This is a genomic window from Bacteroides acidifaciens, from assembly GCF_903181435.1.
In the GTDB taxonomy this organism is placed as follows: Bacteria; Bacteroidota; Bacteroidia; order Bacteroidales; family Bacteroidaceae; genus Bacteroides.
In genome coordinates, this window is sequence record NZ_CAEUHO010000004.1 from 592,775 (window position 1) to 612,287 (window position 19,513).

A 19,513-nucleotide genomic window follows, 5' to 3' on the forward strand; every position below is an offset into this window, starting at 1 on the left:
TTAATTGTTATTAAAATGCTATATATTTGCAAACGATAACAAGGATTAAAAAGTTTAAAATCATGGCAACAAACAAGCTATTATGCTCTTTTAGAATTATTGGGGTATTTTCTATCATGTTGATTTGCGCTCTTTCTGCAAATGCACAGTTTTTACGTACTTCTTATTTTATGGAAGGTACGCATTATCGTCAACAATTGAATCCGGCTTTGACACCGACAAAAGGGTATTTTAACCTTCCGGTAATTGGTGCCGTAAATGCGACTGTTGGGTCTACTTCATTAGGATATCAGGATATCATTGATATTATTGATAATGGGGATGATTTCTATAAAAGTACGGACTTTATGAATCGTCTGAAAGATAATAATAAACTGAATGTGAACTTCAGTACAGAGATTCTTTCTGCCGGATGGTACAAAGGTAAAAACTTCTGGTCATTTAATATTGGTCTCCGTACGGATATTGGTGCGAACTTGACAAAATCTATGTTCACCTTTCTGAATGAGATGGAGACGATCGAAGAAAACTGGAGAAACAGTAGTTATGACATAAGTAACCAACAATTGAATATCAATGCTTATACTGAAGTCGGTTTAGGACTTTCACGTCAAATCAACAGTCGTTTAACGGTGGGGGCTAGAGTGAAAGCTTTATTAGGTATCGGCAATATGGAGTTGAAGCTTAATCAGATTGCCATGAGTGCTAATTTGCCTACTGATAAAGATATTGCAGATTGGCAAAACCCGGATTATTGGACAGGTTTAGGTAGTGGTGCGGCAGCAGAAGCTGAAAAGTTGAAAGCTAAATTTAATAATTATCATGCAAACCTGAATGTTGGTGCAGAACTGAAAAGTTCTTTTAAAGGTTTGGAGTTGAAAGAAGAAGATAAAGACTATGTTACTGATTTTGATTTTGACAGTGGTAAATTAGGTATAGCTGGTTATGGTTTTGGTATTGATTTGGGAGCATCTTATAAAATAATGGATAATTTGACCGTATCTGCTTCTATTCTTGATTTAGGATTTATCTCTTGGTCGAAATCTAGTACAAAGCTTGCATCTGCTAATCCAGATCCTATTGATATACAGGGTAAAAAGTATGCAGATATGATTAACCCCAATGCCCCGCAGACTAGTATTACAAAAGCATTAAATCAATTGAATGCTGATACTGAGGACTATATGGAGCTCGTAACAAAAGGTGATGTACTTAACTATGATATGTTGCAACTTCAAGTAAGTGACGTAAAAGAATCTCGCAAATCTCGCTTGGCTTCTACATTAGTAATAGGTGCAGAATACGGTTTCTTCAATAACAAACTGGCAGTTGGTGCATTGTCCACAACTCGTTTTGTACAACCCGATGCACTTACTGAATTAACATTCTCTGCAAACTATCGTCCGAAAAACTGGTTTAACGTCGCTCTTAGTTACTCAGTAATTCAGTCAGCAGGTAAATCTTTCGGTTTAGGTCTGAAATTAGGCCCGTTATTTGTTGGAACTGACTATATGTTCTTAGGAAAGAACTCTAACTCTGTTAACGGATTCGTTGGAGTCTCTATCCCATTGGGTGGAAAAAAAGTAAACAAACAAGGATAAATAGAATTTAATTTCTCTCTCTAAACATTCTCTTTTAATTAATTCTCTATCGAAGTAAAAACGTATAATTTCAGCCTGTTATCTGTGATTAGATGACAGGCTGTTTTTTTATATCAGAACCATTTAATCTTCCTGAATATCACGAACGCCATTGTAGACAATCCGATGGAGAAGAGTACAATCAGAGAGAAAGCGAAAGGCACCTCTTCCAAATGAATATCCACATTCATGCCATAGAAGCTGGCAATCAATGTCGGAAGCATCAGGACTATCGACAAACTTGTCATGCGTTTCATGATTGTATTCACATTATTCGAGATAATGGAGGCGAAAGCATCCATTGTTCCCGTGAGAATGTCGCTGTAAATATTTACCGTATTAAGCGCCTGTTTCAATTCGATAATAACGTCTTCCACTAATTCCGTATCCAGATAATCCGTATCCTGGAAAATCGTTTTTAGTTTACCTATCATTACTTCGTTTCCACGAATGGAAGTGTTGAAGTAAACCAGTGTTTTTTGTAATCTCATCAGGCGGAGCAAGTCTTCGTTACGGATACTGCGCTCCAGTTCCTTTTCTGCGGCACTGATATCCAGATTGATTTGTTTCAGATATTTCAGGAACCATACGGCGGAAGAGTAGATAAGCCGGAATATCAAATCAAGCTTATTACGGACAACAATTCCCTTTCTGCGGGTATGTTCGATAAAATCCGGCAGTAAGTCAGTGTTGTGATAACATACGGATATGATAATTTCATTATTGGTGATAATACCAATCGGTACAGTTCCGAAAGGCAGACTGCCGTTCTGTTTGTTCTGCACGGGAATACGTAGAATAGTAAGCAGCCAGTTACCTTCTGTATCCGTGCGCGGCCGTTCGTCCGTATCGGCTATGTCATCGAAAAATGATTCGGGAACATTGAGCGTTTTGGTCAGAAATTCAAAGTCATCATCGTTTGGGCATACTACGTTTACCCAACTGTTGGGAAGCCATTGTGTCTTTTCCACAAAGCCTGCCTCACAATAAAGATATGTTCTCATCTTATTGTCTCCTTTCGTTTATTTAGCACGAGCAGAGACATTAAGCTTTCAATGACTCTGTTCGCTTTAATTAATACTAGTTGTGCACGTTCGCGGGTTTGAATCGTCCATATTTCTATGATTTAATTTAAAAGCGGTGCAAAGGTAGGCAAAATCTAACCGATTACTTGCTTTGCGTCATTTTTTTATGCTTTCTTTCAATACAAGCTAGGATTTTTCTGTCATATCTTATAATTCATTCATATCTCACAATTCATTGGATTTCTTGAAGTGTTTCAGGATATACTCCTCAAGTTCCCATGCTGTCGGAGAATTAACAGTCACACTACCATTCTTTTGTATCAATTCATAATGGGGGATACCGTTGAACTTGAATAATTCGCGGAGATATTCGAATTCGCTCTCACTGATCCGGTATGAAACTTCTCCTTTCAGATTCTTTGCTACATATTCATCGTATGTTTTCTTCGGGGATGAACGTTCGTCCGTGATATAGATGAACTGGAATTCGGGATGGTTCTTGTAGTCTTTACGTAATTGCGCGGTAGCTTCGATACCTTGCCGGCATCCGCCGCAACTTGTAGCCCAAAAGTCAATAAACAGCATCTTGCCGGAATGTGCCTTGATGATATTCCGGAAGATTTCAGTGGCTTTCCCTTCCGGCAACTGATAGGTTTTATCAGCTTTCTTTGAAAAGACGGTGTCGAATATACGATTTGTTTCAGCAACCAAGATAGGATAGGTAAGGTATTTATTCAAAATATTTATATGCTTCTTTGCTACGGAGAAGGTATTATATGCCTTTAAATCGAATTGTAAACGGCGTACAAGAGTAGTCTGCCAAAGAAAGCTATTTGCCTGGCCGCTTAACTGTCTGATTACTGAATCTCCTTTCACCAGATATTCTTTGGTTTTGTCGAGTGCTTGTATATCCTGCTTTCTGCCCGAAACATTTACTGTCTCTTTGCTTGTAGAAGGAGAGAGAAACTTCTTTTCATAAGCATCGCTCTGAATTTCTCTTAGAAGCGGCATGAATTCAAACCGATTGATAAACTCTCTATATCCTTTGTCTGCAAGCAGTGATTCGTCGTTCAAAGAAATATCTTTCAGAAAATCATAATAATTATTTCCCACTTTCATCTTCAATGCCTGATTGGCAGTATCCCGTTCTGCAAAAAGACTCCTATATGCCATGAAATTTAAAAGAATCTTGCCTTTTTCCAGCGCTAACTTGTTTTTTATCAAATGGACAGCTTTGGAGGATGTAGCATAGATTTGTGCTAATGAATCGCCAAGCTGGTTGAGCCGGATAGACTCCGTTTGTATTTCCAGCTTAAACAAGTCAGGCGAAAATCCATTTTTTGCCTTTGTGTACACGTCATTATCGTATCTTATTAAATCATTCAGCTTGTCATACATTTGAGAAAGAGCGGCGGAAGGTCCCATCATTTTGATGTTATCATAACTGCCCTCATTGTCAACATATATGGATAATGTCTGTCCGGGTTCTATATAAAATGAAATATAATGGTTCCCTAGCGATAGGAGATTTTCTATCGGGTAATTAAGTATAAGTTTGCATTCAAAGCTGCCGTCAGGATTAATGTTGACTACTGTAGGGTGGCTTTCACTTGTCAGTTCATTGCCCATTAACAGGGTGGTACTGGCTGTTTCGGGATTATATCGGTCTATATAGCCTTGCAGGTAAGCGGTATCTTTGCGTATAAATTCTTTGAAATCCGCTTCAGTTGTTGTTAGAGGTTCGTTGACTGCCTCTTTGGTATATAGCAGTTCGTTACCCTCTTTAAATTTAATCAGATAATCTCCGTTTGCTTGAGGGGTGAACCGTAATGTTTCTATTGCGGTATTTTTCTTGTTTTGTACAGTCAATTCGATGCAATCGTCTTGCTTGCGTATGCTTCTATTAGTAAATATCCGGTTCTGTATGATGGATATGGAATCATAAATGCCATATTCCCATTGGTTAGGATTGTCCGCTCTGAACCAGTTTCCTCTGATTGATTGGAGAGGAGAGGTTTCACTCGTGAGATGGGAATTGGCGGTTTCTTGAACAGGAGAACTATTAATGGTCTGTGCTGTTGAAACGGCAGATAATAGCAATGCAAAACTTACCAGGATTGTTCTCATAATCTTCATGTTTGGAGGTTGTTTTACAAAGAAAGGAAAATGTTTGAGACTTCCTTCGCCCGGCTACTGTAACTTAACATAGATTAAACGTTTACATAACTATCTTTTTCGTACCTTTGCGCCCGAAAATCAGAGTGATAATTTAAATATTGAAATATTATGAGTAAGAAAGCCCTTTTAATGATCCTCGATGGTTGGGGATTAGGCGACCAAAAGAAAGACGACGTAATCTTCAACACTCCCACTCCTTACTGGGATTATCTGACAACTACTTATCCTCATTCTCAGCTTCAGGCAAGCGGTGAAAACGTTGGCTTGCCCGATGGACAGATGGGTAACTCTGAGGTAGGTCACTTGAATATTGGTGCCGGACGCGTGGTTTATCAGGATTTGGTGAAAATCAATCGTGCATGTGCGGACAACAGTATCTTGAAGAATCCTGAAATCGTTTCAGCTTTCTCTTATGCAAAAGAAAACGGAAAGAGCGTTCACTTCATGGGATTGACTTCCAACGGTGGCGTACACAGCTCACTCGTTCACCTCTTCAAACTTTGCGACATCGCTAAAGAATACAATATCGACAATACATTCATCCACTGCTTCATGGATGGTCGTGACACCGACCCGAAGAGTGGTAAAGGCTTTATCGAAGAACTTTCTGCACACTGCGAGAAATCAGCCGGAAAGATTGCTTCTATCATCGGCCGTTACTATGCTATGGACCGTGACAAACGTTGGGAACGTGTGAAAGAAGCATATGACCTGTTGGTAAACGGTGAAGGAAAGAAAGCTGCCGACATGGTTCAGGCAATGCAGGAATCATATGACGAAGGCGTAACAGACGAATTTATCAAGCCGATTGTAAATGCGAACGTTGACGGAACAATCAAGGAAGGCGATGTCGTTATCTTCTTCAATTACCGTAACGACCGTGCGAAAGAGTTGACCGTTGTGCTGACTCAACAAGATATGCCGGAAGCTGGTATGCATACAATTCCGGGGTTGCAATATTACTGCATGACTCCGTACGATGCTTCTTTCAAGGGTGTTCATATCCTGTTCGATAAAGAAAATGTTGCTAATACACTGGGTGAATATCTTTCTGTGAACGGCAAGAGCCAGCTTCATATCGCTGAAACTGAAAAGTATGCTCACGTGACATTCTTCTTCAACGGTGGACGCGAAACTCCGTTTGACAAGGAAGAACGTATCCTCGTTCCTTCTCCGAAAGTGGCTACTTACGATTTGAAACCAGAAATGAGCGCTTATGAAGTAAAAGATAAATTGGTGGCTGCTATCAACGAAAATAAATATGATTTCATTGTAGTGAACTTCGCTAACGGTGATATGGTAGGCCATACCGGTATTTACGAAGCTATCGAGAAAGCAGTTGTTGCTGTAGATGCTTGCGTGAAGGATGTAATCGAAGCTGCCAAAGCACAGGATTACGAAGCAATCATTATTGCCGACCACGGTAACGCTGACCATGCTTTGAACGAAGACGGTACACCGAACACTGCTCACTCTCTGAACCCTGTTCCTTGTGTCTACGTAACAGAAAACAAAACTGCGAAAGTAGAGGATGGTCGTTTGGCTGACGTTGCTCCGACTATCTTGAAGATTATGGGTCTGGAAGTTCCGGCTGAAATGGATGGTAACGTTCTGATAAACTGAAAATTGAGAATTAAAAATTAAAATGATAGCAAAGGATAATGCTATTCATACTAAATCGTATGCGTTTGCTATTCGTATAGTAAACGCATACAAGTTTTTAATGGAATCTGAAAAAGAATTTGTTTTATCAAAACAGTTATTGCGCAGTGGAACTGCTATTGGAGCTTTAGTTGCTGAAGCTCATCATGCACAAAGTAGTGCGGATTTCTTAAACAAAATGAATGTCGCTTTGAAAGAAGCAAATGAAACGTCTTATTGGTTATCTTTATTGAAAGATACTCATTATATGGAAGAAATAGTCTATCAATCTATTTCTTCAGATTGCAATGAATTGATTGCACTTTTAGTTTCTATTGTAAAGTCTATGAAAGATTCACTTAATAGATAACTCAAACATTTATTTCTCAATTTTTAATTCTCAATTTTCAATTTATAAAATGATACAGATTGGTGATGTAGTAGTGTCTCTTGATGTTTTTCAGGAAAAGTTTCTTTGTAACCTGGATGCTTGTAAAGGTGAATGTTGCATTGAGGGTGATGCAGGTGCACCCGTAGAATTGGAAGAGGTGGAGAAACTGGAAGAAGTGTTGCCGGTCATTTGGGATGAACTGGCGCCGGAAGCTCGTGCGATAATAGAAAAGCAAGGAGTGGTATATACAGACGAAGAAGGTGATTTAGTAACCTCGATTGTAAATAATAAGGATTGCGTCTTTACTTGTTATGATGAAAAAGGATGCTGTTACTGTGCTATTGAGAAGGCTTATCGCGAAGGGAAAACAGACTTTTACAAACCGGTTTCCTGTCATCTTTATCCTATCCGGATTGGAGACTACGGACCTTATAAAGCGGTGAATTATCATCGTTGGGACGTATGTAAGGCAGCAGTTTTGTTAGGGAAAAAAGAGAATCTTCCTGTATATCAATTTTTGAAGGAGCCTTTAATCCGTAAGTTCGGTGAAGAATGGTACAAAGAACTTGAAGTCGTTGCCGAAGAACTGAGGAAGCAACATCTCATCTAGGATTTTCGTCTCTTACGGATGCAATATACCTGATATAGCAATATACACAGAGCAATTGCTATTCCGCATGACGGTGCAACCCATGCTTCCGGATGGATAATAATCAGGAAAATACAGGTGGCGATAACGCAGGAAGTCAGAACAATAAGAAACAATCTCATCTTTGCAAGTAAGGGATTAGGAAGCGTAGTTTTCAATTTCATAGTTGCTGTTGTATTTGGCTTTTATGCAAGATAGTCATTTTGCCCGGAAATTGATTCTGTTGTTAGGTTTTATTAAGGGAAGAGTGTATAAATAGGCTCAAAATGCTGTTTAATTCCCGTCAGACAAAAGAAAAACGCCGATCGAAGGATTGTCCTTCGCCATCGGCGTTTCCTCGTTGTAAGATGTGAGGTTGGTTTATAAAAACGTAATATTAAAATTATGCATCGATATTTGCATACGTTGCATTCTCTTCAATAAATTCGCGGCGTGGTCCTACGTCTTCACCCATTAACATGGAGAATACATAGTCGGCCTCTGCTGCGTTGTCGATATTTACCTGTTTCAGCATACGGTTTTCGGGATCCATAGTCGTTTCCCACAATTGCTGGGCATTCATTTCACCCAAACCTTTGTAACGTTGTGTGTGGATTGCGTTTTCCGAACCGCCACCATATGTATCGATAAACTTCTGGCGTTGTGCGTCTGTCCAGCAATACTCTTCTATTTTACCTTTCTTGCAAAGATAGAGTGGCGGAGTAGCGATGTACAGGTAGCCGTTTTGGATAATCTGCGGCATATAGCGGAAGAAGAACGTCATGATCAGCGTGTCGATGTGAGAACCATCGACATCGGCATCGGTCATGATGATAATCTTGTGGTAACGCAATTTCTCGATATTCGCTTCCTTACTGTCCTCATCAGTTCCGATAGTAACGCCTAGAGCTGTGTAGATATTGCGGATTTCATCACTTTCCAAAGCTTTGTGGTACATTGCTTTTTCTACGTTCAGAATCTTACCACGCAGCGGAAGAATAGCCTGGAACATACGGTTACGTCCCTGTTTGGCAGTACCACCTGCCGAATCACCCTCGACAAGAAATAATTCGCATTTAGTCGCGTCCTTATCCGAACAGTCCGCCAATTTGCCCGGCAGACCACCGCCTGACATCGGAGACTTGCGTTGTACCATCTCACGGGCTTTTCTTGCAGCGTGACGTGCGGTAGCAGCCAGAATCACTTTGTCAACGATTGTTTTCGCTTCCTTCGGATGCTCTTCCAGATAATATGCTAAAACTTCACCTACTGCTTGGTCTACAGCACCCATTACTTCGTTGTTGCCCAACTTCGTCTTGGTCTGTCCTTCGAACTGAGGCTCAGCTACTTTTACAGAAATAACGGCGGTCAGACCTTCACGGAAGTCATCTCCCGAGATGTCCACCTTCACCTTTTCCAACATCTTGCTGTCTTCAGCATATTTCTTCAGTGTACGGGTCAGTGCACGACGGAAGCCGGCCAGATGAGTACCACCCTCGATAGTGTTGATATTATTAACGTACGAGTGAACGTTTTCAGAGAACCCAGTATTGTACATGATAGCTACTTCGATAGGAATTCCCTGCTTCTCTGAATTCAAGTAGATAACGTCGTTAATCAAGTGTTCGCGTGAAGACTCAATGAAACGTACGAATTCTCTCAAACCCTCTTCTGAATAGAACTGCTCGCTTTTGAAGCTGCCGTCCTCATTTACTACCCGGCGGTCGGTCAAAGAAATGCGCAGACCAGCGTTCAGATAAGCCAGTTCACGCAGGCGTGAAGCTAAAATCTTGTAATCATATACAGTTTCTGTAAAGATACTGCCGTCCGGCCAGAATTGTTGGCGTGTTCCTGTGATGTCGGATGTACCAACTTCCTTTACAGAATAAAGCGGTTTACCTATCTCGTACTCCTGCTGGTAGATTTTACCGTTACGGAATACTTGCGTTGTCATGTGGGTAGACAGTGCGTTCACACAGGACATACCCACACCGTGCAAACCTCCGGATACTTTGTAAGAACCTTTGTCGAACTTACCTCCGGCGTGTAAAACGGTCATGGCTACTTCCAATGCCGACTTCTTCTCTTTTTCGTGATAGTCAACCGGAATACCACGTCCGTTGTCCTGTACTGTGATTGAATTGTCTTCGTTGATAGTCACTTCGATATGGCTGCAATAGCCGGCCAGTGCTTCGTCGATAGAGTTATCAACGATTTCGTATACCAGGTGGTGAAGTCCCTTTATGCTGATGTCACCGATGTACATCGCAGGGCGTTTTCTTACTGCTTCAAGACCTTCCAATACTTGGATGCTATCCGCAGAATAAGACCCGTTATTGGGAGTGATTTGTTCTTCGCTCATAATTGCCTTTCTAACTTTAATAACAGAGCAAATATAGTGAATTTTGTCGACTTGGCGAAGAATAAACCGTGAAAAATAAAGAATGTAAGCGGATTCTCTGCTTGCTTGGCGGAGTTGATATTCAAGTGTTTATAAACAAAAAAGGCCGAACGTTTAAAGTTCAGCCTGATGCTATGTAGAATCGTTAAATTCTTATTATTAAGCAAGCTTGTTGATGTAAAGAGCCAACTTAGATTTCAGATTATTAGCTTTATTCTTGTGAATCACATTTGTTTTAGCTAACTTATCCAACATCTTTGAAATGCCCGGATACATTGCAACTGCTTCTGTTTTATCAGTAGTTGCGCGAAGCTTTCTAACAGCATTTCTCATGGTCTTACCATAGTATCTGTTGTGAAGTCTTCTTGTCTCTTCTTGTCTGATTCTTTTCAGTGATGATTTATGATTTGCCATCTCGACTAATCTGTTTTTTAGTTCTTTTATTCTTTTTACTTGTAGCCCGTGGGGGAATCGAACCCCCCTTTCAAGAATGAAAATCTTGCGTCCTAACCGATAGACGAACGGGCCATCCTGTTGTTGCATTTCTGCTTTTGCTTTCTCGAATCAGTGTTTGTTTCTCGATTGCGGATGCAAAGGTAGGAACTTTTTTTAAACTGACAAACAATTCTCGAAAAAAAATAGAAGAAAATTTCACTTTTCTTCTATTGATATCTTGCTATGTGTTGATATTCAGCAAAATAAATGAAAAACTCATGGGTGAAAAATTTTCTCTCTTCTGTAAGAAAGCTGGCGGACATGTTTTCATATATACCTTATTATATATAGAGAATGAAAAAGCTTCATGATACTGTTCATACTTCTTCTACTTTTAGCAGTTTCCAGCCTTTAAACACTAATACGATACTTTTCAGTCCTGTGCTCTCTTTATCTTGCAGAATCCATTCACTTGCTGCATACTGTTTTAGTAACCTCTTGGCATCAGCCGCCAATCTTTCTATTTCTGCATCGTCAGCATCACGTTTGGCATATTTTACTTCGATGCAATAACTGTACATCATGTCGGGAAGCTGCAACAAACGAGGTTGCGGAAAGATATCTGTATATCCTTTGTTGCTTTCATATTCGGGGCGGGCGATATAATAGCTGTTCAGTCCCAGATAAGCGAGTATGAAAGCTTTTATGTGTGCTTCTCCTTCGATAAATTCGCATATACTGCTTTGATTGTCCAACCGGTCGGCAATATACTTGAAATAAGGCTCCCAATTGCCTTCGTAGGCCATGTCGTACATAAGGAAGTTCAGCTTATCCACATTCAGGCTGAGCTTCGTTGCTTGCTGATAGATGTCGATCATGTATCCATCTCATTGAATCCTATCATGTTATTGAATGCGGAATTACTACTATAATTATCTGCAATATTGAATCCGCTGGTAAGATCGTCCATGGTTACGGGACTGACTCCGGTAAGGAAAATACGTTCGATTACAGAGTTTGAATAGTCTTTCACTACTTTCAGGAATCCGCGGAAAAATCCGTTTCCGTGCGTGATACTGTGGTAACGTTCGTTCCCATAATCTACCAGAATATTGTTGGCAAAATTGTCATACTCATTAAGAATAAGGTACATTTTGTATCCCTTATTTTGTGCGCTTTGGCATAATGATCCCAACAAGGCGGCTCCCGTATTTAATCCACGTAGTTTCTCGACAGCTTCCTGGCCTAACAGATGAGCGTTTCTTTCTGCAAATCCATCCATTACTATTTTGCAATAGGTGTTGAATGTCTCTTCCAGCCGCTCCATATTGGCGGTTACACTGCTGAAATTGAGTGTCAAGACCAGATGTTTATTACGGTTGGGCGTAGGGTGCTTGCCTATATATAATCCACCGAAGATATCTTCGAATTTATCTTTTTATTGATATCGTAATATAGGCCGAGCATATTCAGAAATAGACTTTTCCCGAAACGGCGGGGACGGACGAAGAAGAAAAAACGACTTGTATTTTCTACCAAGGCAATAAAATATGTTTTGTCTACATCTGTAATAGTTATCACAGATGATAGACTCAAAGTCCGTCATTCCATAAGGTATTTTCTTTATTGCTGTATCCATAACCACTCTATTTTTATAGTTGAAAACAAAAATAGTTTATTTTCTTCGATTCAGCAATTAAAGGGATATTTATTCTTGTTCTTTACGGATTTGGCTCGCTCATAACGGTACGTGAAATGAATATAACCTTACGGAAAGGAGTCAAATACTATTTTTATTTCTTATTTTGCCTAATCAGATTAGCTTCATTACTTATTCTTTTTGCGGAGCACTATAGTGGAACGTAAAGATAACTATAGTTAAACGAAAGGTATACTATAGTGGGACGCAAAATACACTATAGTGGAACGAAATAAAAGTAGCGAATGAAATAAGTCTAAATAGTGAATCAGTTATAAAAGGATGCCTAATAGAGATCAATAAGGGGCAATTGTTTAATTCATAACCAATATCAGTTGAGCAAGTGGCTCACCCTATCAACTGTTGAGCTAATAAATTATCTCATTAGAGTACATTATTGAAATATCAGGATTTTCTTATTTCGTGCCTTGATTTGGCATAGTTTGCTCTCATTTTTGTGCCATTTGTTAAATTGACTAATGAGAGTGTATAAACAAATTATATTGGGATTGATAGACGGCGTTTTTGTTGGTACATATGAGCACCGACAGGTGCTTTTGTTATCTATGCTTTGTGTCTTTCAGCTAGAAGAAATGTGACGAACTATGCAACTAAAAGAACATGGTCATAGGCTCTGAAATCAATGCATACATCAATTTCGAATTTTTCTTGAATTGGCAACTTCATTCGTAATGGAAGCTGGAGGCAGGTGTGGATTTTATTAATTTTTCCAACGGAAATACGCATTATCTAAACAGACTTTTATGGTAACACAAAAGTTATTCTTCATTATAGATAAAGTTGTCCAAAGAGGGGATGGTAAACTTGCTTTTGTTGAATGGATTTATAGGAGAACCAACTATTAATGTGGCTAAAGCATAGCTTTACAATTTGCAAAGCTATGCTTTAGCTCTCATAAAGCTATGCTTTTTGAGATTACTTGTTAAGGGCTGTTTGAAGACTCAAAACTTATAAATTATTAGTGTTTCGTCTATCTGTTAATAAGTATCTGTAAAGCGCACTAATCCAGACGCTTCACCACCTACCGGCCCATTAGCAGAGAAATTCCAGGAATACGATGATTGTTCCCCGTTAGTAATCCACCAATAGCGATTGACATTTCCGTGAGTAATGCTTGAGCTATACATCGTAAATGTGTTGCCATAAGAAGAAGTTCCTGTATAGCAAGTAAATGATGCCTGCCAGTAGCCACTACAGTAATCGACTGAAAATAAGCTCGTAACCTTGTCTGTCGCTTCGAAAGAGACATCGGAAATGCTCCAGTTTCCTCCGTAAAACGACAGTGAAGGATAGCCACGGGTAGTAATGAAACTGTTGTTTGATGCTTTTTCATCCTTAAAAGAAAACTCATTACTATTACCGATAGTATAGGATTTAAACTCCTTTTCTGTAGAAAGCAACAAGGTAGTAATCTCTCCCTTACGAATGCTTTCTTTTATCTTCTTATTTAACTCATCAAGATTTTCAAATATCGGTACGAGATTGTCTTTTGAGATTCCTTCAGCTTGAATAATGCTGTCGGTTATTGTTGCATAATATGAATAGTTGACCGTATCAATTGTCATAAACTTATTCACAATGCGTAAATCTTCTGCAAGTGTGTGAGGGATCACAGATTTGTGTATTTCCACATCCTCATACCTGTCTGTACAACTAAAAGTTGTCATCGCTGCAACAACAAGCAGCAAAAATGAAATTCTTTTCATATTTAATTCTTTTATGTGAAATTAATTTGATTGTTTCGTTTCATGAAAACAGCGCAAAGAATAGATATTAGTAGAATATTTTTCAATGTGCTCTCCTGTAAATATCATTCTCATTATATAAATTACCAGGGTTTTTGTGACATTCCCCCTGTTGACGGCTTATATGCACCATTATTCAAATATCTTTCAAGCTCTTGGATTTCTGAAGGAGTAAGTTGCCTGTTATTTCCATCAAATACGACATCGTCCAATTCTCTGTAAACGTCTGTTCGAGCTTTATATGGTAAATAAAAATAGTTGATGAACATTCGGTCTAAATCAGATAACTCTGTATTAACTGGAAGTTCATTATCGCTTTTATCTGTGATGGTTTTAGCTCCATTGGCACTAAAATCATAAGAACTGGCTAAAGTGATTGAGTTCCAGTCAAATGAACCACGTGCATAATAATTTTGAGTAATCTTGTCGAAATGGAATCTATTAGCTGATTGAATATTATTTGTGTAAATATTAATATAAGTATCTCTGTCATACCTTTGTTGCTCATTATACATACCAGCGGCATTACATAATGCATGTTTGACAAAGCCCACAACACCGTCAATTGTATAATCATTGAAATTGTTTTTCATATCCCAAGATATATTTATATATTGCTCTCCTCCTATACGTCCCACATAAGATGAGCCGAATTGTCCTAGTGGGGCCATTTGTATCCGGACGTTAGGATATGTAAATCCATAGTTTGGATCCGTTACAGGATCGTCAATGGCATTATAAAACCTTATATTTGTTTGTTTTTCAATTTCTGATATAGCTTTGATTACACAAGAACGTAATGGCGCTTCATCATAATCTTCAATATTTCCTATAATTAGTCTTATCATGGTCCAAAAACGATTTTGTTGAGGATTCACGCCGAATCCTCTTGTTTGTGATTCTGGTAATAATGGTTTAAACACTCCGGCTGTAGAAGCAAGTGTGGGGTCAATAAGAGTATTAGAAGAATTGTCTAATTCATTCTCCAAATACGGACTTCCTGTTTTTTCCCAATTAGCCAATTGTTGTTGTGTGTATACAGTTTCATAAATGGCTTTTGGTTCATTGCCAGCATTTTTTTGTTCAGTTGTAGTGTACGTGTCATCACTACAAGAAGAGATTAGCCCGATAACCACAATGGCTTGCAGATAAAATTTGATGTTTTTCATATCTATAAAATTTAAATGTTGATAATATAGAGAATGATATTTGTTAGTGTTCTTTATTATCCTTGTTCATGTTTGAGACAATTTCAACATACTTCTGATACATTTTATCAGATATTGATAATTGCTTTGCTTCTTCAAGTGATAAATCCAAAACATAAATTGAGTTTTTATAGATGATTCTATCTGATATAATCAAATCTGAATTTGTTTGCATCATATATTTTATATTTAAACTATCTTCCGGGAGTTCACCAACGGTTTTAGTTGAATCGACTTCCGCTGCATTGCCATTAAACGGTTTGTCTGGCAAGATATCATTGTCTGCGCATGACGCAATCAATATGATAAACATTAATGTTTGAATTATTTTTTTCATAATAATGAATTTATTGGTGTTTTTCTACTATAACTTGGAAGTTTCCTTCTAAAATTAATGGCTTGCATGCATTATCACCGATGTCTTTTGTTTCAGCTCTTAGTTTGCCGAACATCTCATTCTGCGTTTCATCATAAGAAGATATTATCATATACCCCTCGCCAAAACAGGTGTTCCAAGTTTGCATATTTGTAATTTCTAAATAAGATGTCCTATGTAGGAATATATCTTCTGTTTCTGAAGGAATGGAAAATGTAAGTTTTTTGTTAATCATATCTGGTGTAAAATTCCAGATAGTGCATCTGACATCATATTGGGGCCATTCTTTTGTATCATCTTTAGGTACTAAAGACGAATAAAAAATTAATTGACTGCTCCCATCGTAATTTGAGTAATAATCCATATTGGGCGTATAACTCTGCCACGGCAGAAATACCTCCGGGTTATCGAAATATGGAATATTGTTAATAGTGCATTCAAACTTATGCCAAAATCGCAAAGCTCCATCTTTTTTGCATCCGTATAATAAAATAGAAGCAGATGTAATAATTATTGAGCAGATAATTTTGTTTATGTATTTCATGTCTTTTAATTATTAGGATAGTTAGACTTATACATTATTGTAAAAGGTGTTTGTTGTACGATTTCACCATCGAAGTTAAGAAGCTGCAATTTGTAAATCATAACCTTCCCGTCTGGAGATGAAAGAATGCGTTCTTTTTCAGATGGTGGTATTATGTCACGTATATACCCTTTTCTTTTCCACGGAATTCCTCTCGGCACATTCTCATCATTTATGACAATTGCGGCAACAGGACTCCATTCAGCATTAGAGAACTCATCATAAGTCTCGTCTCTATATTTTAAAGGCATGGTCACAAAATCATAAAATAACTCTATGCCTTTGTCATTAAACAAACGCCCGTCTTTATTAAAGACTAATGTCTTATAAGTTAAATCATAGATATCCTGTCCGGAAATTCTAACAAATAGCGGAGCACTCTCATTACCTTCGGAATCTATGATTTTTAAATAAACAGTTGTGTTGTCATTATCTTCCAGAGTGCTTATATGAAGTTCCGCTGATTCGGATGTAAACCAAACTAACGGTTGGTCGTTTGTTTTAATTCCCCATTTGTACAGCAGAACATTCTTGTATTTATTCAAGAATTCTGCATATTGCGAATCAATACATTTTGATTTTATTTCGTAAAATCCGGGCTTTCTAATTGCATCTTCCAAGACAAATCTCGGAGTACCCACCATGACTTCGATGCTGGATTCTAATGAGTTTCCTCCTTTGGCAGTGATACGTACGATACCATTGCCGGTTACTGTAAGAATCCCGCTTTGATCTATTGTTGCTATGTCCGGATTATTTGTACTCCACTCAATATTATATATATTCTTGCTGTTTACGATATATCGAGAGCCGTTAAAACCCTGTTTAGGTCCTATTATACCAAAGTCTAATTGGGCGTTGAGCCATTCAAGTACTAGTGGAGGTAAATCAATGTGTTTACTTGACAGACCTGCAAACTTGTATATATTTGCGCCAAAAGGGCTGTTGTCGATGTCAGGACTTTGGAGGAACATATTGGGGGTCGGATTCTGCTGTCCATGTCCAACGCATAAAGCACTGGATGTTGGTATAAACGGAATTGAATTCCACATTGATACATTATAGTCATATTTGCCTACAATAGGGATGCCGTCCTCTTGGTTTCCTTCTATCTTTTTTTTTGCTTCTGCTAAATCGTAGTATGAACTAGGATAAGTATCATAAAGCAAATTGCTATTCATGTGGGCTGCATAAGAGAATATGGTATGTCCTACATCGACTAGCCATAAACACTTCTTGATATATCTCAAATGAATATCGGTAACTTTTCCACCTAATGAAGTTCCCGGATTTATTTCTACCAAACCTTTAATTGTAGTTTTTCCGGGAACAAGGTTTAGAAGCCCAACCCATATATCGTTTAATCCCCATGCTAAAACGGGACTAGTCAACCATCTGACTAAGGGAATGAGACCGATTAAGTCAGAAGATGCTGAAAAATCAACTTTTAAATATGATGTTGGTAATGTGTTTACGAAATAGCTTCCGTTAGCTATAGCCAGCATTCTGAATTCACGCCCATTATCACCTCGTGGAAAGCCTAATGTTGCTAATTCGTTTTGCCATATATAATGCTCTGAATTATTTAATTCTCCTCCATAATCAACATAATTAACTAGCAGTTGTTTTGCAGCATGGCTATGAGCTATCTTTTCAATAGCTGTAAGCAATGTTCCACTATCGGCATATTTATCAGCAAAATGTCCTATCGTTTTTTTGTTTTCTAGAAATGAGCTCAGGCCATACAAAGCATAGAGGGCCCCCAGAGGTACATTGGCTCCCAAGTGTGGGGCGTCATGGCTAATATAAAGAGATACTTGATGTTCCATACCAGCATCCTCCATTTTTCTCAAAGCATACCTCGCTATCACTCCTCCCATGCTTTGTCCTAGTATTACATTTGTTGCTATATCTTCTTGGTTATCTTTTTGAGCATTAACCCATTGAATTACCTTTATGAGGGTATTTGCGTTTGCCTGAATATACTCTTCGCTGTAGTCCCAATCTACGTAAACAATATCATAATTAAGATATAAATCAGGGCAATATATGCCTTGATCTCTGATACAGTTGTTATAGAAGCTAGCCATTGTGGTACTTCCTTTATTGATGACTGTACCATCTTTCTTTCTTGTGCGGGGATCAAAACCTTCAACAACAATAAAAGGTTTTTTAATTCGTCCTGTGTGATTGGATGGAGCATAGGCAACAAATACTTCTGCTTTAGTTTTCAAGCCTCTGTACGGTTCACCGGTTATTATTGCTTGAGGATAATTAAGATAGTAGTCGTTTGCCAAAGACCTAGTAAGTGTGTTACCGATAACCTGTATTTTAGTATGTGATAGTAATTGCTTACCGTTTGTTAGGGTTATTCTTAGCTTGATATCTTTAGTTCCATCAGTTGTATAATTTTCTGTGATTGCACTACCTATATTGATTGATCTATAACCACTGCCGGTATCAATTTCTATTGTTCTGCAAGAAAGATTAGTGAACCAACAATTTGGATCTAATTTAAATGATACCGATGATGAAGTCAGGATGCTATCTTGACCGCAAAATCCAACTACATATCGAGTTTCATAAGGGTTTTGCCATGTGCCATTCTTGTAATTATCACTTACTTTTCCATCATTATATTGGATGAGATTATCTGTAAGTGCATTAGCTTTGATTACTGAATATTGATAGGCTAAAGCACTTATCGTTAATGTGCTAGGACTGCTGCTGGCGCTATTCTGTTTAACCAATATGTTTCCAACGTCTTCAAAGGGTTTTATGGTAACAGCAGAGGATCTGATTGTGCGGAGTAACATTTCATAAGTCTGCCTATCTATGCTATTTGTTTCGGTCAAACTGGAACCGTCGAAACGATCCATGTCTACCAGTTCAAAAGCGAAGTCACGTAACAAACCGTGTGGAACTTTCGATTTATCTAAAGTTCCGAACATGTTATCAAGGAAAGTGCGTACTTTTTCATTTTCTTCCACAGCTTGTCCATATGCGCGAGCAACGCTGGTTATAATTAATAGGAGAATAATCCCGTAACGGATAATAATTTTTCTCATAATTCAATTTTGATTAAGGTTGAACTGTATGTGTTAACGTCCTCTGTGCAATATTTGAAATATCAGCTATTCGATATCAAACTCTCCAATGAGAGTCATGTTTTCTTCTATATAAAGAAGTTCATAATGACCGGTTTGGTAGTCTTCTAAATTAATCTTGTAAGTTTCTTGCTCATTAGGAGCCAATAACACATCTTGGAAGATAATATTTCCCTGCTGATCCTTTACTTGGAAAGTGACTTGGCCATTGATGTTTTCAAGGAAACGGACTTCAATAGAGTGCTCGTCTTGGATAGCTTCTATTGGGATAGAATTAGGTGTTTTTTGGCATTTATGCCATCTTATAATTTTAGTTCTTTGTGTTGATAGACTATTGGCTTCTATTATCATGAATGGAATGCCAATTAATAATAGTAAAATGCTTAGTTTTCTCATATCTTTAATTGTTTTTTTGCAAATTTATAGAGAAATGAG

17 protein-coding genes, 1 tRNA gene and 1 pseudogene are annotated in these 19,513 nt (G+C 38.2%); 5 read left to right on the forward strand and 14 right to left on the reverse strand.

The window, feature by feature from the left end:
* Positions 1–62: 62 nt before the first annotated feature.
* Positions 63–1,601 (forward strand): DUF5723 family protein, encoded by a 1,539-nt coding sequence (locus tag CLIN57ABFB40_RS14400; RefSeq protein WP_175630737.1) that lies wholly within the window; start codon positions 63–65, stop codon positions 1,599–1,601.
* A gap of 113 nt (positions 1,602–1,714) precedes the next feature.
* Here the strand turns inward: CLIN57ABFB40_RS14400 and CLIN57ABFB40_RS14405 are convergent, their stop codons facing one another.
* Together CLIN57ABFB40_RS14405 and CLIN57ABFB40_RS14410 are read right to left on the reverse strand one after the other, a co-directional pair.
* Positions 1,715–2,644, reverse strand: coding sequence for a magnesium transporter CorA family protein (locus CLIN57ABFB40_RS14405; protein ID WP_175630738.1), 930 nt, complete (start codon positions 2,642–2,644; stop codon positions 1,715–1,717).
* A 246-nt stretch (positions 2,645–2,890) separates the two neighbouring features.
* Positions 2,891–4,792, reverse strand: a complete 1,902-nt coding sequence (locus CLIN57ABFB40_RS14410; protein WP_175630739.1) for a TlpA family protein disulfide reductase — start codon at positions 4,790–4,792, stop codon at positions 2,891–2,893.
* 159 nt (positions 4,793–4,951) lie between these two features.
* On the opposite strand from CLIN57ABFB40_RS14410, the gene gpmI reads away from it, so the two are divergent.
* The 3 genes from gpmI to CLIN57ABFB40_RS14425 are packed head-to-tail and all read left to right on the forward strand — an operon-like array spanning position 4,952 to position 7,485.
* A complete protein-coding gene (gene gpmI, locus CLIN57ABFB40_RS14415) occupies positions 4,952–6,466 on the forward strand; it encodes a 2,3-bisphosphoglycerate-independent phosphoglycerate mutase (RefSeq protein WP_175630740.1) in 1,515 nt (504 codons plus the stop codon).
* 22 nt (positions 6,467–6,488) lie between these two features.
* Positions 6,489–6,854 (forward strand): four helix bundle protein, encoded by a 366-nt coding sequence (locus CLIN57ABFB40_RS14420; protein ID WP_175630741.1) that lies wholly within the window; start codon positions 6,489–6,491, stop codon positions 6,852–6,854.
* Between the two features lie 49 nt (positions 6,855–6,903).
* The gene (locus CLIN57ABFB40_RS14425) at positions 6,904–7,485 is read left to right on the forward strand and encodes a DUF3109 family protein (protein ID WP_175630742.1); all 582 of its coding nucleotides are present in this window, start codon (positions 6,904–6,906) and stop codon (positions 7,483–7,485) included.
* A 421-nt stretch (positions 7,486–7,906) separates the two neighbouring features.
* Here the strand turns inward: CLIN57ABFB40_RS14425 and gyrB are convergent, their stop codons facing one another.
* The 6 genes from gyrB to CLIN57ABFB40_RS20355 all read right to left on the reverse strand — a co-directional run bounded on the left by gyrB (position 7,907) and on the right by CLIN57ABFB40_RS20355 (position 11,920).
* Entirely contained in the window at positions 7,907–9,865 is a 1,959-nt protein-coding gene (gyrB, locus tag CLIN57ABFB40_RS14430; RefSeq protein WP_175630743.1) for a DNA topoisomerase (ATP-hydrolyzing) subunit B, read from the reverse strand.
* A 198-nt stretch (positions 9,866–10,063) separates the two neighbouring features.
* Positions 10,064–10,318 (reverse strand): 30S ribosomal protein S20, encoded by a 255-nt coding sequence (gene rpsT / locus CLIN57ABFB40_RS14435; RefSeq protein ID WP_175630744.1) that lies wholly within the window; start codon positions 10,316–10,318, stop codon positions 10,064–10,066.
* A gap of 42 nt (positions 10,319–10,360) precedes the next feature.
* Positions 10,361–10,432 (reverse strand) — tRNA-Glu (locus CLIN57ABFB40_RS14440).
* Positions 10,433–10,716: 284 nt separating this feature from the next.
* Positions 10,717–11,217 carry a PD-(D/E)XK nuclease domain-containing protein gene (locus CLIN57ABFB40_RS20345; RefSeq protein ID WP_254871786.1) on the reverse strand — a complete coding sequence of 167 codons (501 nt, stop codon included), beginning with the start codon at positions 11,215–11,217 and terminating at the stop codon, positions 10,717–10,719.
* Positions 11,214–11,699 (reverse strand): AAA family ATPase, encoded by a 486-nt coding sequence (locus CLIN57ABFB40_RS20350; RefSeq protein WP_410489609.1) that lies wholly within the window; start codon positions 11,697–11,699, stop codon positions 11,214–11,216. The genes CLIN57ABFB40_RS20345 and CLIN57ABFB40_RS20350 overlap by 4 nt, the downstream gene beginning before the upstream one ends.
* Positions 11,700–11,737: 38 nt before the next feature.
* Positions 11,738–11,920, reverse strand: coding sequence for an AAA family ATPase (locus CLIN57ABFB40_RS20355; RefSeq protein ID WP_254871787.1), 183 nt, complete (start codon positions 11,918–11,920; stop codon positions 11,738–11,740).
* Positions 11,921–12,656: 736 nt separating this feature from the next.
* On the opposite strand from CLIN57ABFB40_RS20355, the pseudogene CLIN57ABFB40_RS20360 reads away from it, so the two are divergent.
* A pseudogene (locus CLIN57ABFB40_RS20360) lies at positions 12,657–12,794 on the forward strand (acyloxyacyl hydrolase); the annotation flags it as partial.
* A gap of 242 nt (positions 12,795–13,036) precedes the next feature.
* Here the strand turns inward: CLIN57ABFB40_RS20360 and CLIN57ABFB40_RS14450 are convergent.
* From CLIN57ABFB40_RS14450 to CLIN57ABFB40_RS14475, 6 genes are all read right to left on the reverse strand, one after another.
* On the reverse strand, positions 13,037–13,765 hold the full coding sequence (locus CLIN57ABFB40_RS14450; protein ID WP_175630745.1) for a hypothetical protein: 729 nt from the start codon (positions 13,763–13,765) through the stop codon (positions 13,037–13,039).
* A 122-nt stretch (positions 13,766–13,887) separates the two neighbouring features.
* Positions 13,888–14,973, reverse strand: a complete 1,086-nt coding sequence (locus tag CLIN57ABFB40_RS14455; protein ID WP_175630746.1) for a M12 family metallopeptidase — start codon at positions 14,971–14,973, stop codon at positions 13,888–13,890.
* 43 nt (positions 14,974–15,016) lie between these two features.
* On the reverse strand, positions 15,017–15,349 hold the full coding sequence (locus tag CLIN57ABFB40_RS14460) for a hypothetical protein (protein ID WP_147403124.1): 333 nt from the start codon (positions 15,347–15,349) through the stop codon (positions 15,017–15,019).
* A gap of 10 nt (positions 15,350–15,359) precedes the next feature.
* Positions 15,360–15,932: a hypothetical protein gene (locus CLIN57ABFB40_RS14465; RefSeq protein WP_175630747.1), complete on the reverse strand. Its 573-nt coding sequence runs from the start codon at positions 15,930–15,932 to the stop codon at positions 15,360–15,362.
* Positions 15,933–15,937: 5 nt separating this feature from the next.
* On the reverse strand, positions 15,938–19,039 hold the full coding sequence (locus tag CLIN57ABFB40_RS14470) for a hypothetical protein (RefSeq protein WP_175630748.1): 3,102 nt from the start codon (positions 19,037–19,039) through the stop codon (positions 15,938–15,940).
* A gap of 66 nt (positions 19,040–19,105) precedes the next feature.
* On the reverse strand, positions 19,106–19,474 hold the full coding sequence (locus tag CLIN57ABFB40_RS14475; protein ID WP_175630749.1) for a DUF3244 domain-containing protein: 369 nt from the start codon (positions 19,472–19,474) through the stop codon (positions 19,106–19,108).
* Positions 19,475–19,513: the final 39 nt, after the last annotated feature.